This window comes from Pseudomonas yamanorum (assembly GCF_013386765.1).
GTDB lineage: Bacteria > Pseudomonadota > Gammaproteobacteria > Pseudomonadales > Pseudomonadaceae > Aquipseudomonas > Aquipseudomonas yamanorum_A.
On sequence record NZ_JACARE010000031.1, the window covers coordinates 33,770 to 45,333 of the forward strand.

An 11,564-nucleotide genomic window follows, 5' to 3' on the forward strand; every position below is an offset into this window, starting at 1 on the left:
CGAAACTTTCTGCCAAATTCCACAGTCATCCAAAAACGGAGGTCACTCGACACCCAACCCACGGGAGCAACCATGACCCACCCGGAGCTGATGCCCATCACGCCCACCGAAACCATCACCCGCTTCAGGGTGCTGACGGTCAACACCCACAAGGGCTTCACCGCGCTCAACCGGCGTTTCATCCTGCCCGAGCTGCGGGAGGCGATTCGCAGCGTGGCCGCCGACGTGGTGTTCCTCCAGGAAATCCACGGCACCCACGAGCGCCATCCCAAGCGCTACAGCAACTGGCCGAGCATGCCGCAGTACGAGTTCCTCGCCGACAGCATCTGGCCGCAGTTCGCCTACGGCCGCAACGCGGTGTATCCCCATGGCGACCACGGCAATGCGTTGCTGTCGAAATTCCAGATCATCCGCTACGACAATCTCGACATTTCCCAGAGCGGCCACGAAAGCCGCGGGCTGCTGCATTGTGTGCTGCGCTTGCCGGGCAACGTGCAGGAGGTGCACGCCATCTGCGTGCACCTGGGGCTGCGGGAAGTACATCGCCAGCAGCAACTGCGATTGATCGCACAGCGGATCGCCGAGATTCCAGCCGACGCCCCGGTGATTGTCGCCGGTGACTTCAATGACTGGCGCCAGCGCGCCGATCTTGCCCACTGCGGCCTGCGGGAAGTGTTTATCGAAACCCAGGGCAAGCCGGCCCGCACCTTCCCGGCGCGCTTGCCGTTGCTGCCCCTGGACCGCATCTATGTGCGCAACCTCAAGGTGCATCAGCCGCAGGTGCTGACCAGCCGTCCGTGGTCGCATTTGTCGGATCACGCGCCGCTGTCGGTGGAGATCGAGCTATGAACAGCGCACCACTGGAAAAGGTCGCGGTGGAACACATCGCCACCGATCAGCCGCCGGACGACGCAGTGGCCAAGGACCTGGATTACGGCTGGCAGAGCGACAACCAGATTGAGTTGCTGGAGAACGGCGAGGCCTACTTCCCCAAGGTGTTCGAGGCGATGCGCCAAGCCCAGCGGGAGATCTTGCTGGAGACCTTTATCCTGTTCGAAGACAAGGTCGGCCACGAACTAAAAGGCATTTTGATCGAGGCGGCGCAGCGTGGCGTGAAGGTGGTCGCGAGCCTCGATGGCTTTGGTTGCGGCGAGCTGAGCCCGGGGTTTCTCGGCGAGCTGAGCCAGGCCGGCGTGACCGTGCAGATGTTCGACCCGGCGAGCAAGACTTTGGGCTTTCGCACCAACTGGTTTCGCCGCCTGCACCGCAAGATTGTGGTGGTAGATGCCAGCGTGGCGTTTATCGGCGGGATCAATTTTTCGGCCGATCACCTGGGGGATTTCGGCCCCGAGGCCAAGCAGGATTATGCCGTGCAGGTACAAGGCCCGGCCGTGGCCGACCTGCATCATTTCGCCCTCGCACAAAGTGGCCGGCGCGTGCGCAAGCGCCGTGGCTGGCGGCGCGAGCAACGGCCGTCGCCATGGGCGGCAGGCGAAGGCGATGGCCTGGTGCGGCTGATTTACCGGGACAACCTGCAACACCGTACCGACATTGAAGAAGCCTACCTGCACGCCCTGCGCAAGGCCCAGCGGCGGGTAGTCATCGCCAACGCGTACTTTTTCCCCGGCTACCGCCTGCTGCGGGAAATCCGCAATGCCGCGCGCCGTGGCGTGCAGGTGCAATTGATCATGCAGGGCCAGCCGGATGTGCTGCTGGCCAAGTTGGCGGCACGCATGCTGTACGACTATTTGCTCAAGGAAGGCGTGGTGATCCACGAGTACTGCCAACGCCCGTTGCACGGCAAGGTGGCTTTGGTGGACGAGCAATGGAGCACCGTGGGTTCGAGCAACCTCGACCCGCTGAGCCTGTCGCTGAACCTTGAGGCCAATGTGCTGATTCGGGATCGCGGCTTCAATCAACAGTTGTTCGAACGCCTGGAATACCTGAGCCGGAACCACTGCAAGACCATGCCGGAAAACCGCACGCCTCGCGGCTGGTTCTGGCGGGTGACGGTGGGGTTTGTGGTGTTCCATGTGCTGCGGCATTTTCCCTCGTGGACCGGCTGGTTGCCGGCCCACAAGCCGAGGTTGAAACCCTTCGTCCATGAGGAGCGCCCGGACCATGACCCAAGCTCGCACCGCTGAAGAAAGCGCCCAACCCGGCTTTTTGAAGCGCTGGAAAAAACCGCTGACGGTGGTGTTTTTCCTGGTGCTGATCGTGTTGTTCACCCTGCTCGCCCGGCGTATCGACTGGAGCGAAGTGTTCGACACCCTCGGGAATTTCAAGCTTCGCACCCTGCTGATCGCGGGTGCGCTGACCCTGTGCAGTTTCCTGGTGTATTCATGCTTCGACCTGATCGGCCGCACCTACATCCGCCAGCCGTTGCGCTGGAAGCAGATCCTGCCGGTGGGCATCATCAGCTATGCCTTCAACCTCAACCTGAGCGCCTGGGTCGGCGGCATCGCCATGCGCTACCGGCTGTATTCACGGTTGGGGGTGAGCAGCGGGAACATCGCGAAGATTCTCGGGCTGAGCCTGGCCACCAACTGGTTTGGCTACATGGCGATTGCCGGCGCGGTGTTCAGCAGCGGGCTGGTGACCTTGCCGCCAGGGTGGAAGCTCAGCAGTGGCGCGCTGCAAGGCGTTGGCGCGCTGTTGGTACTGGCGAGCCTGGGTTATCTGCTGGCCTGTCGCTTGTCGAAAAAGCGCGCGTGGTCGGTACGCGGGATTGAAATCAGCCTGCCGTCGTTGCGCATGGCTGTGTTGCAGTTAGCACTCGGCGCGCTGAACTGGTCGCTGATGGCGGCGGTGATCTTCACCCTGCTGCCCAAGCAACTGGATTACCCGGTGGTACTCGGGGTGTTGCTGATCAGCAGCATCGCCGGGGTAGTCACGCATATCCCGGCGGGGCTTGGGGTGCTGGAGGCGGTATTTATCGCCCTGCTGCAGCACGAAGCCTCCCGTGGCAGTTTGCTCGCGGGATTGATCGCCTATCGCGCGATCTACTTCATCCTGCCGCTGCTGGTGGCCCTGGTGATGTACCTCGCGGTGGAAGCCAAGGCCAAGGCGCTACGGGTGAAGAAGACGCCTACGACTGGATGATGCTCAAGCGCTCGCCCACCACCATCTCGGTGATCCAGTCCACCAGGATCGAGGTGTAGGCTTGCTGGGAAACCGGGTCACTCAGGGAGTGATCCGCACCGTCGATAATCCGGTGGGTCAGCGAGTGCGTGTACTGGCACGCGGCGCGGTAGCTCATGATGGTGGCGTGGGGCACGTGGTCGTCGGTTTCCGATTCGACGATCAGCACATCGCCGGTAAACGCTGCGCAGGCATGCAACGCACGATTGGTTTCGGCGTGCACAAAGGTCCCGCGATAATCCATCAAGTCGGCCTTGTCGAGGTCGCGCTTGGGCTTGAGCCATTCCTGGTCGCGGTACAGCGCCGGCACCCGCAGCGCCAGCCAGCGCACGGGCCGCAGCGAGGTGAGGATGGCGGCCAGGTAACCGCCGTAGCTGGTGCCCACCACCGCCACCGCCGAGGTGTCGATGGCCGGGTGTGACAGCAGGCGGTCGTAGGCGGCCAGCAGGTCGCGCAGGTTGTCTTCGCGGGTGACGCGGGACAGCGGAATACCGGTGCCGGCGTGGCCGCGCAAGTCGAAGGTCAGGCACACACAACCGAGCCCGGCGATGCCCTTGGCGCGTTCCAGGTCGCGCTCCTGGCTACCGCCCCAGCCGTGCACAAACAACACCCCCGGCACTTTCGATTTGGGACTGAGGAAGGTCCCGCTCATCTGTTCGTCGTCGATATCAATGGCGATGGTTTCGCTTCTAGCCGTCATAAGATTTAACCGTCACGTACTTGAGAAGAAAGTCGCTGTTTTCCGCCGGGCCCCGGTACACCTCGATCGCGTCCGCCGGCAGCGGCTGGTCGACGTAGGTTTCTACCGAAGACACATAGATCGCCCGCAGCCCGGCGTTGTTGACGAAGCTTTGCAGCGCCGCGACTTCCGCGCTGCTAGCCCCGCCCATGCGCCAGGATTGCTCCAGCACGCCGCTGCGACGCTGGCCGTCGCTGTCCAGGCCTTGGGCGATGTCGTAATTGCGCCGCGAGGCGTAGAACCCGGGATAAGCCTCGTCCGCCGCGTTATCGAAGGTTTGCGCCTGTTCGATGGCCAGGCGCACGTCATCGGGCAGGTCGAGCTTGAGCAGGTCTTCGTAGTAACCCTGGACCACCAGCAGGTTGGAACCACCATAGACCTCTTCGCCCTGCCCGTCCCGGGTCAGGTATTGATCACCGCAGTAGCTGATGACGTGCTCGCCGATAAAACTCTGGCCGACGCTGTGGGTGACCACCTCATGCAGGTCTTGCTCCAGCACCACACCGTCGGTGAACAATTGCGCTGCATCAGGGCGCGCGAGGATGGCGTCGAATTCATCGAGGCTGCGGATCACTTCCTGGCCGCGACCGGCACAGGCATGCACGGGCTTGAGGCGGATCGGGCCGGTGTACAGCAAGTGGGTGGCCGCCGGCCGAGCGTCTTCGAGGGCGAACACGCTCAAGCCATCCAGCACCACATTGCGGATGCGCTCGGAAAACAACGGCGACCAGCCTTCCGGCGCCACCGCATTTTTATTCAGCAAGCCGTGGCTGATGGCCTTGGTGCAGATGAAGTCGTGGTCGACATAACCGCCCCATAAGTCTTCGGGGCCTTTGACGCCCAACTGCCGGGCCTGGGCCGCGCCGACCAGGGTCTGGGTGGGTAACAGGTAGAGATCGCGCCCACTGTGCAGCTCGGGGTTATAGCTGCCGCCATATTTGAACCCAAGGATATGCGCCAGCCAGCGGGCCAGGGCGCGGTTGGTTTCGACTTCGTGCAACGGCGCTTGCGGTCGGATTGAATGCGCCACCACGATTTTCTTGCGATTTGTCGGGGTCATGCGTCCCCCTTGGCTGTCCTGCCATGTGTGTAGGGAGATGGTTGCAGGGATCAAGCCAAGGCGGCGTTTGGTTAAACCCGCCGGGAATCAAACAGTTGCGGAAAAAACGATGGCACTTGGCCTGTTTTATTCTGCACGAAGGGCATCCGGTGTCGCGGCGTTCTGCACGATTCAGCCCTGGGTCTTGGTCGGTGTCACCCCAAAACGGCTGCGGTAATCGCTTGGCGCCAGCCCGGTGATTTTCTTGAAGGTGGCGCGAAAGGCGCCCGGATCCTGGTAGCCGACAGTCCAGGCTATGTGGTCAATGGTGCCGTTGGTGAACTCGAGCATCTGCCGCGCCTTGCCGACCCGCAGGTGCTGGCAGTACTCGGTGGGTTTCAACCCTGTGGCGGCGCGGAACCGCCGCAGGAACGTGCGCTCTTCAAGCCCCGCCTCCTGCGCCATCGCAGCCAATGAAACATCCACCGCACCGCTGGCCTGCAGCCAATGCTGCACCTTGAGAATCGCCGCGTCGCCATGGGCGAGGATCGGCGCAAAGTTGCTGCCACACTCACTGGCGCTGTCGCTGTGTTCGATCACCAGGAACCGCGCGGTGCTCGCGGCGATGCTCGGGCCGAGCAGACGGTCTACCAGGCGCAGGCCCAGTTCGGACCAGGCCATCAGCCCGGCGGTGGTGATCAGGTCGCCGTCGTCGACGATAGGCTTGTCGGCTTCCAGGCGAATCGCCGGATAGCGCTCAGCGAAAGACTTGGCCGAGGTCCAGTGAGTGGTGGCGCTGCGCCCGTCCAGCAGGCCACTTTCCGCCAGCAGGATCGAGCCCACGCACACCCCGCCCAGAATCGTCCCGGTGCGGTGTTGCTGGCGTAGCCAATCCAGCAATTCGGAGGAGGCCTGGCCTTCGGAAAAGCCCGCGATGGAGGGCGGAATCAGCAAGGCCGTGAGCGCTTGGCCGCTGCCGGGCTGGCTGTCGAACACCCGAGTCGGTGCGTGGCCGGTTTCAGCCTGCCAATGGCTGATGCGCAGCGACGGCAATTGCGCGGACTGATGCTCGGCCGCAATCCGGTTGGCCACCGCGAACAGGTCGGTCAAGCCATGCACGGCGGCCATTTGCGCACCGCTGTAGATCAGCACGCCCAGTTCGACGATTGCCATTGTCAGTTTTCCCTCTGTTATTGTCGGTGCGGCCAATCCCCAGGCGCCACGCCAGCCAAGATACTGGACGCATCAACCATCACAAGGAAAACCAACATGGCCAAGCAAGCGCTCATCCTAATCGATATCCAGAACGACTACTTCCCCGAGGGCAAGTGGCCGCTTGACGGTGTGGACGCAGCAGCAGACAAGGCGCAGCAAGTGCTCCAGGCGTTCCGCCAGGCGGGCGATGCGGTGATTCACGTGCGGCACGAATTCACCTCCGACGATGCGCCCTTCTTCACCCCCGGCTCGGAAGGTGCGCATCTGCACCCCAAGGTTCTGAACCAGGCGGACGAGCCGGTGGTGCTCAAGCATTTCGTCAATGCGTTCCGCGAAACCAACCTGCGAGCGCTGCTGGAACAACGCAGCATCACCGAGTTGGTGGTGGTGGGCAGCATGAGCCACATGTGCATCGACGGCGTGGTGCGTGCGGCGGCGGACCTGGGCTACACAGTGACCGTGATCCACGATGCCTGCGCCACTCGGGACCTGGAATTCAATGGCACCACCGTGCCGGCGGCCCAGGTGCATGCGGCGTTTATGTCGTCGCTGGGGTTTGCGTATGCGAGCGTGGTGTCGGCGGCGCAGTTCCTGGCCGCCGATTGATCGCCGGTCTTTTTACCGAGTGGCAATGATGAACAGGCGCGGGAACGGCAGCAGTACGGTGCCATCGGCCAGCGCTGGGTAGGCCTGGGTGATCCGCGCCAGGTACTCATCGAGGAAGGCGCTCTTTTCTGAGTCAGTCAGGGGCGCCAGGAACGGGCGCAATGCCGACCCCTTGAACCACTCCACCACCGCAGCAGAGCCTGCCAGCGGATGGTGGTAAGTGGTGCGCCATATATCCACGGTGGAGCAGTGCTTGCTCAGCAGATCAAAGTAGTAGCTCGCGGTATGGCGCTCGTTGTGTTTCACCGCTCCGATCTTGGCCGCCCATGGGCCGTCGGCCGCGATTTCCCGCGCCAGCCTGTGGGCGGGTTCATCCAAATTGTCGGGCGTCTGCACTGCCAGGGTGCCGCCTTCGGTCAGTTGATTGACCAGGTGCGGATACAACGTGGCGTGGTCAGGCAGCCACTGCAACGATGCATTGGCGAGAATGACGTCGAATTTCTGTGCAGGGTTCCAGGCGCCGATGTCAGCCAATTCGAAGTTCAACGTGGGCAGGCGCTTGCGGGCATCGACCAGCATGTCATCGGAGCTGTCCATGCCGGTGACCAATGCCTTCGGAAAACGCTCGGCCAGCACCTCGGTGGAATTGCCCGGGCCACATCCCAGGTCGACGGCGCTGCGTACATCGCCATCAGGGATGGCCGCCACCAGATCCCGGACGGGACGGGTACGCTGTTGTTCGAACATCGAGTATTGCTTGGCTGACCAGGTCATTGCGGCATTCCTTCTTCTGTGAGGAGTGACGACAGCCTAAATCTTGTGATCCATGAGAACAAATGCCAGGATTGACCATCTCCCATACCTTAAAAGTATTCATATGCTGGAGCTCAGGCAGCTCAAGGCCTTCGTCGCGATTGCCGAAGAAGGCTATATCACCCGCGCGGCAGAACGACTGGGTATGCAGCAACCGCCCCTGACGCGCCTGCTGCAAAGTCTGGAAGCAGAGTTGGGCGCAGTGCTGATGGAGCGCCTGCCGCGGGGCGTGCGCCCGACCACGGCGGGCTTGGCCTTGCTGGAGGAGGCTCGATATATTCTGGCCAGTGTCGACGGTGTGGCCGACATCGTGCGCCGCGCCGCCCGGGGTGAACGTGGACGCCTGGCCATTGGCTTTACCAGCTCTGCTGCGCTGCATCCATTTGTGCCCAGCGTGTTGCGCCTGTTTCGGGAAACCTTTGTGGGTGTTTCCGTAGTGCTGGAAGAAGCCGGCACCGGCGAACTGCTGGACGCGTTGCTCCATGAAAAACTCGACGCGGCGTTTATTCGTTCGCCCCTGAGTGGAACGCAGGCGTTGCAGGATGAGCCGATTCTGGTGGAGCCGATGTTGCTGGCGCTGCCCACGGATCATCCGCTGGCACTTGATGCCGGATCTCCCCTGCCATTGGCAGCGTTGGCGATGGAGTCTTTCGTGCTTTATCGCCGTCGCGTGGGGTTGGGCTTGTATGACGCCATTCTGGTGGCCTGCAGTGAAGCCGGATTCAGCCCACAGGTGGTACAGGAGGCGCCGCGCATGACCGCGACCCTGAGCCTGGTGGCTGCAGGCCTTGGGGTATCCATAGTGCCAGCGTCGATGCGACGGTTGCGCGGAGATGGCATCGTGTATCGGGAACTGACGGACTGCCAAAGCCTGGTGGCGCCTTTGCATCTGGCCACGCGCACGGGCGATACGTCGCCGGTGCTCGAAAGGTTTCGAGCGCTGGTCATCAGCGCCGCATCGCAAGACACGCGCCCTGACGGCACACCGCTCGACAAACCCGACTAAACTCATCGTCGACCCGTAAAGGCTTTAGCCTTGTGATGGTCGTTAAAACAAATGCCAGCGCAGTGTCCACGGACGATTTTTCTGGCCAACCCCAGCCAAATCCATCCAATGGAGCTACGCCATGGCTTATCTAAAAACTCGTGAAGGTAATGATCTCTACTACAAGGACTGGGGCAGCGGGCAGCCCGTTGTGTTTTGCCACGGATGGCCGCTGAACAGCGACAGTTGGGAATCGCAGATGCTGCATTTCGCCAACAACGGCTTTCGCGCAATTGCGCATGACCGCCGAGGGCATGGTCGGTCAAGTCAGCCGTGGGATGGCAATGACATGGACCATTACGCAGATGACCTCGCGGAACTGATCGAACACTTGGATCTGGAGAACATGATCCTCTTCGGTTTTTCCACAGGAGGCGGCGAAGTCGCACGCTATATCACCCGACATGGCACCGCGCGCGTGGCCAAGGCGGGCCTGATCTGCGCCGTAACGCCACTGATGCTGAAAACCCCCAGCAATCCCGATGGAACACCGATTGAAGTCTTTGACGGTATGCGGGCTGACTCCATCGCCAACCGTTCACAGCTCTACCTGGACGTGGCAGCTGGCCCGTTCTTCGGTTTCAACCGTCCGGGCGTCGAAACCTCGCAAGGCTTGATCAATTCATTCTGGATGCAGGGGGTTATGGGTGGGCACAAAAACACCTTTGACAGCATCAAGGCATTTTCGGAGACCGACTTTCGAGAGGATTTGACTCACTTCACTATGCCCACGCTCATCATCCATGGCGATGATGATCAAATCGTACCAATCCAGGCGTCTGCTCTGGAGAGCAAGCGCTTGATCCCTCACGCCCAGTTGCTGGTGTATCCGGGAGCCCCCCACGGGTTGACCGACACACATAAGCAGCAGGCCAACGAGGATATGTTGCGCTTCGCACAAGCCTAGAGCTGGGTGTGGCCCACAAAAAAACCGCGCGGCCCTGTTGGCGGCGCGGTTTTTCAGTGTGCAACATTTAGCTTCGATATGCCCTAGAACGGGATATCGTCATCAAAGCTGTCGAAGTCGGCTGCCGGCTGAGGAGCCGCCTGCTGTGGCGCTGGACGCGACTCACGCTGTGGCTGCTGGGTTGGCTGCGGACGCGACTGCTGTGGACGCGGTGCCGAGTTGGACATGCCGCCCTGGCCCTGTTGGTCGCCCTGTGGACGGCCGCCCAGCAGTTGCATGGTGCCTTGCATGTCGACCACGATTTCGGTGGTGTAACGCTTGATGCCGTCTTTTTCCCACTCGCGGGTCTGCAGTTTGCCTTCGATGTAGACCTGCGAACCTTTGCGCAGGTATTCACCGGCGATCTCTGCAACCTTGCCGAACATCGACACACGGTGCCATTCGGTTTTTTCGACCTTCTGGCCGGTTTGCTTGTCGGTCCACTGTTCGCTGGTCGCCAGACTCAGGTTGGTCACGGCGTTACCGTTCGGCAAGTAGCGAACTTCGGGATCCTGGCCGCATGTACCGACCAATATGACTTTGTTAACCCCACGGGCCATAACGTTCTCCTAGGCTGGGCGCGCTGTCGGCACTGGGTTGACCAGTTGCTCGAGCGTCGCGCGATCCAATAATTCGGTGTCCAATTTGATGTAAATGGCCGCCTCTTCAGCAACCACGACTGCATCTGTTACCCCAACGACGGCCTTCAGGCGCTCTACCAGACCAGCTTCACGAATCGCTTCGGGCGATAACGGCAGACGCAGGCTTGTGACGTACGGGGGTTCGCGCATGGTAACAGCAAAGGCCAGCCAAAGTGCAGCCAGCCCGGCGCATCCAAGGAACACAACCGACAAACCGCCATGCTGGAACATCCAGCCGCCCATGATCCCGCCCAGTGCAGAACCGAGGAACTGGCTGGTGGAATAAACGCCCATCGCCGTGCCTTTGCCGCCGGCCGGTGAAACCTTGCTGATCAGCGACGGCAATGAAGCCTCCAGCAGGTTGAACGCGGTGAAGAACACCACCGTGCCGATCACCAGCGCCCGCAGGCTGTCGCCGAACTGCCAGAAGAATAGCTCAGTGAGCATCAATGTCGCGACGGCGCCCAGCAGAACTCGTTTCATTTTGCGTTTCTTCTCGCCGTAGATGATGAACGGGATCATGGCGAAGAACGAAATCAGCAGCGCAGTGAGGTACACCCACCAGTGCTGCTCCTTGGGCAGCCCGGCTTTTTGCACCAGGGCCAGGGGCAAGGCGACGAAGCTGCACATCAGCATCGCGTGTAATACGAAGATACCCAAATCCAGGCGCAACAGGTCCGGGTGCTTGAGCGTGGGCAATAGCGCTTGTTTCGCCACCCCCGACTCACGGTGCTGCAATGGCCCGGTGGAATGCGGCACCATGAAAGCGACGATCACGATGCCGAACAACGCCATGCCACCGGTGGCCAGGAACAGGCCGTGCAAGCCGAACGCGCGAGTCAGCAGCGGACCGACCACCATCGCCACGGCGAACGAAAGCCCGATGGTCATGCCGATCATGGCCATGGCCTTGGTACGGTGTTGTTCCCGGGTCAGGTCGGAAAGCAGCGCCATGACGGCGGCGGAAATCGCCCCCGCGCCTTGCAGGACCCGGCCGGCGATCACGCCCCAGATCGAGTCGGCATTGGCGGCCAGCACACTGCCCAGGGCGAACACGATCAGCCCCAGGTAGATCACCGGCCGGCGGCCAATGCGGTCGGAAATGATCCCGAACGGAATCTGAAACAGCGCCTGGGTCAGGCCATAGGCGCCAATCGCCAGGCCGATCAGGGCCGGGGTCGCTCCTGCGAGATCCATTCCATAGGTCGCCAGCACCGGCAACACCATAAACATGCCAAGCATACGGAATGCGAACACCAGGGCCAGACCGCTTGCTGCGCGGGTCTCGCTGCCACTCATGCGTTCGCTGTGGGGATCGTGCATGGAAAAACCTCGTGTGAACCGGCGGCGATTCTACCAGTCCCATCGATTGAGAGGGT

12 protein-coding genes are annotated in these 11,564 nt (G+C 61.7%); 6 read left to right on the forward strand and 6 right to left on the reverse strand.

Going from position 1 to position 11,564, the window contains the following annotated elements; genetic code table 11:
* The first annotated feature begins 72 nt into the window (after positions 1 to 72).
* From HX875_RS23370 to HX875_RS23380, 3 genes are read left to right on the forward strand one after another with little or no spacing between them, the layout of a single operon-like run.
* Positions 73 to 849 carry an endonuclease/exonuclease/phosphatase family protein gene (locus HX875_RS23370; protein WP_177046132.1) on the forward strand — a complete coding sequence of 259 codons (777 nt, stop codon included), beginning with the start codon at positions 73 to 75 and terminating at the stop codon, positions 847 to 849.
* Positions 846 to 2,144, forward strand: coding sequence for a cardiolipin synthase ClsB (gene clsB / locus HX875_RS23375; RefSeq protein ID WP_177046133.1), 1,299 nt, complete (start codon positions 846 to 848; stop codon positions 2,142 to 2,144). Before HX875_RS23370 ends, clsB begins: the two co-directional genes overlap by 4 nt.
* Positions 2,122 to 3,102: a lysylphosphatidylglycerol synthase domain-containing protein gene (locus HX875_RS23380; protein WP_177046135.1), complete on the forward strand. Its 981-nt coding sequence runs from the start codon at positions 2,122 to 2,124 to the stop codon at positions 3,100 to 3,102. The genes clsB and HX875_RS23380 overlap by 23 nt, the downstream gene beginning before the upstream one ends.
* Here the strand turns inward: HX875_RS23380 and HX875_RS23385 are convergent.
* The 3 genes from HX875_RS23385 to HX875_RS23395 all read right to left on the reverse strand — a co-directional run bounded on the left by HX875_RS23385 (position 3,089) and on the right by HX875_RS23395 (position 6,092).
* On the reverse strand, positions 3,089 to 3,841 hold the full coding sequence (locus HX875_RS23385) for an alpha/beta hydrolase family protein (protein ID WP_177046137.1): 753 nt from the start codon (positions 3,839 to 3,841) through the stop codon (positions 3,089 to 3,091). The two genes, HX875_RS23380 and HX875_RS23385, sit on opposite strands and share 14 nt — an antisense overlap.
* A complete protein-coding gene (locus HX875_RS23390) occupies positions 3,831 to 4,940 on the reverse strand; it encodes a DUF3182 family protein (RefSeq protein WP_177046139.1) in 1,110 nt (369 codons plus the stop codon). Before HX875_RS23390 ends, HX875_RS23385 begins: the two co-directional genes overlap by 11 nt.
* A 171-nt stretch (positions 4,941 to 5,111) precedes the next feature.
* The gene (locus HX875_RS23395) at positions 5,112 to 6,092 is read right to left on the reverse strand and encodes a GlxA family transcriptional regulator (RefSeq protein ID WP_177046141.1); all 981 of its coding nucleotides are present in this window, start codon (positions 6,090 to 6,092) and stop codon (positions 5,112 to 5,114) included.
* 96 nt (positions 6,093 to 6,188) lie between these two features.
* Here HX875_RS23395 and HX875_RS23400 point away from each other — a divergent pair, with 96 nt between their 5' ends.
* Positions 6,189 to 6,740, forward strand: coding sequence for a cysteine hydrolase family protein (locus HX875_RS23400; RefSeq protein ID WP_177046142.1), 552 nt, complete (start codon positions 6,189 to 6,191; stop codon positions 6,738 to 6,740).
* Positions 6,741 to 6,752: 12 nt separating this feature from the next.
* On the opposite strand, the gene tam is transcribed toward HX875_RS23400, so the two are convergent.
* Positions 6,753 to 7,514, reverse strand: a complete 762-nt coding sequence (gene tam / locus HX875_RS23405; RefSeq protein WP_177046144.1) for a trans-aconitate 2-methyltransferase — start codon at positions 7,512 to 7,514, stop codon at positions 6,753 to 6,755.
* A 103-nt stretch (positions 7,515 to 7,617) separates the two neighbouring features.
* On the opposite strand from tam, the gene HX875_RS23410 reads away from it, so the two are divergent.
* Positions 7,618 to 8,559 (forward strand): LysR family transcriptional regulator, encoded by a 942-nt coding sequence (locus HX875_RS23410; RefSeq protein ID WP_177046146.1) that lies wholly within the window; start codon positions 7,618 to 7,620, stop codon positions 8,557 to 8,559.
* Between the two features lie 121 nt (positions 8,560 to 8,680).
* Complete coding sequence (locus tag HX875_RS23415; RefSeq protein WP_177046148.1) at positions 8,681 to 9,505, forward strand: alpha/beta fold hydrolase; 825 nt, start codon at positions 8,681 to 8,683, stop codon at positions 9,503 to 9,505.
* An 83-nt stretch (positions 9,506 to 9,588) separates the two neighbouring features.
* Here HX875_RS23415 and HX875_RS23420 read toward each other — a convergent pair whose 3' ends face one another.
* Positions 9,589 to 10,104 carry a single-stranded DNA-binding protein gene (locus HX875_RS23420; RefSeq protein WP_177046150.1) on the reverse strand — a complete coding sequence of 172 codons (516 nt, stop codon included), beginning with the start codon at positions 10,102 to 10,104 and terminating at the stop codon, positions 9,589 to 9,591.
* Between the two features lie 9 nt (positions 10,105 to 10,113).
* On the reverse strand, positions 10,114 to 11,508 hold the full coding sequence (locus HX875_RS23425) for an MFS transporter (RefSeq protein WP_177046152.1): 1,395 nt from the start codon (positions 11,506 to 11,508) through the stop codon (positions 10,114 to 10,116).
* Positions 11,509 to 11,564 lie beyond the last annotated feature (56 nt).

Coding starts and splice junctions, on each gene's coding strand:
- HX875_RS23370 (WP_177046132.1), top strand. CDS start 73: ATGACCCACCCGGAGCTGATGCCCATCACGCCCACCGAAACCATCACC.
- clsB (WP_177046133.1), top strand. CDS start 846: ATGAACAGCGCACCACTGGAAAAGGTCGCGGTGGAACACATCGCCACC.
- HX875_RS23380 (WP_177046135.1), top strand. CDS start 2,122: ATGACCCAAGCTCGCACCGCTGAAGAAAGCGCCCAACCCGGCTTTTTG.
- HX875_RS23385 (WP_177046137.1), bottom strand. CDS start 3,841: ATGACGGCTAGAAGCGAAACCATCGCCATTGATATCGACGACGAACAG.
- HX875_RS23390 (WP_177046139.1), bottom strand. CDS start 4,940: ATGACCCCGACAAATCGCAAGAAAATCGTGGTGGCGCATTCAATCCGA.
- HX875_RS23395 (WP_177046141.1), bottom strand. CDS start 6,092: ATGGCAATCGTCGAACTGGGCGTGCTGATCTACAGCGGTGCGCAAATG.
- HX875_RS23400 (WP_177046142.1), top strand. CDS start 6,189: ATGGCCAAGCAAGCGCTCATCCTAATCGATATCCAGAACGACTACTTC.
- tam (WP_177046144.1), bottom strand. CDS start 7,514: ATGACCTGGTCAGCCAAGCAATACTCGATGTTCGAACAACAGCGTACC.
- HX875_RS23410 (WP_177046146.1), top strand. CDS start 7,618: ATGCTGGAGCTCAGGCAGCTCAAGGCCTTCGTCGCGATTGCCGAAGAA.
- HX875_RS23415 (WP_177046148.1), top strand. CDS start 8,681: ATGGCTTATCTAAAAACTCGTGAAGGTAATGATCTCTACTACAAGGAC.
- HX875_RS23420 (WP_177046150.1), bottom strand. CDS start 10,104: ATGGCCCGTGGGGTTAACAAAGTCATATTGGTCGGTACATGCGGCCAG.
- HX875_RS23425 (WP_177046152.1), bottom strand. CDS start 11,508: ATGCACGATCCCCACAGCGAACGCATGAGTGGCAGCGAGACCCGCGCA.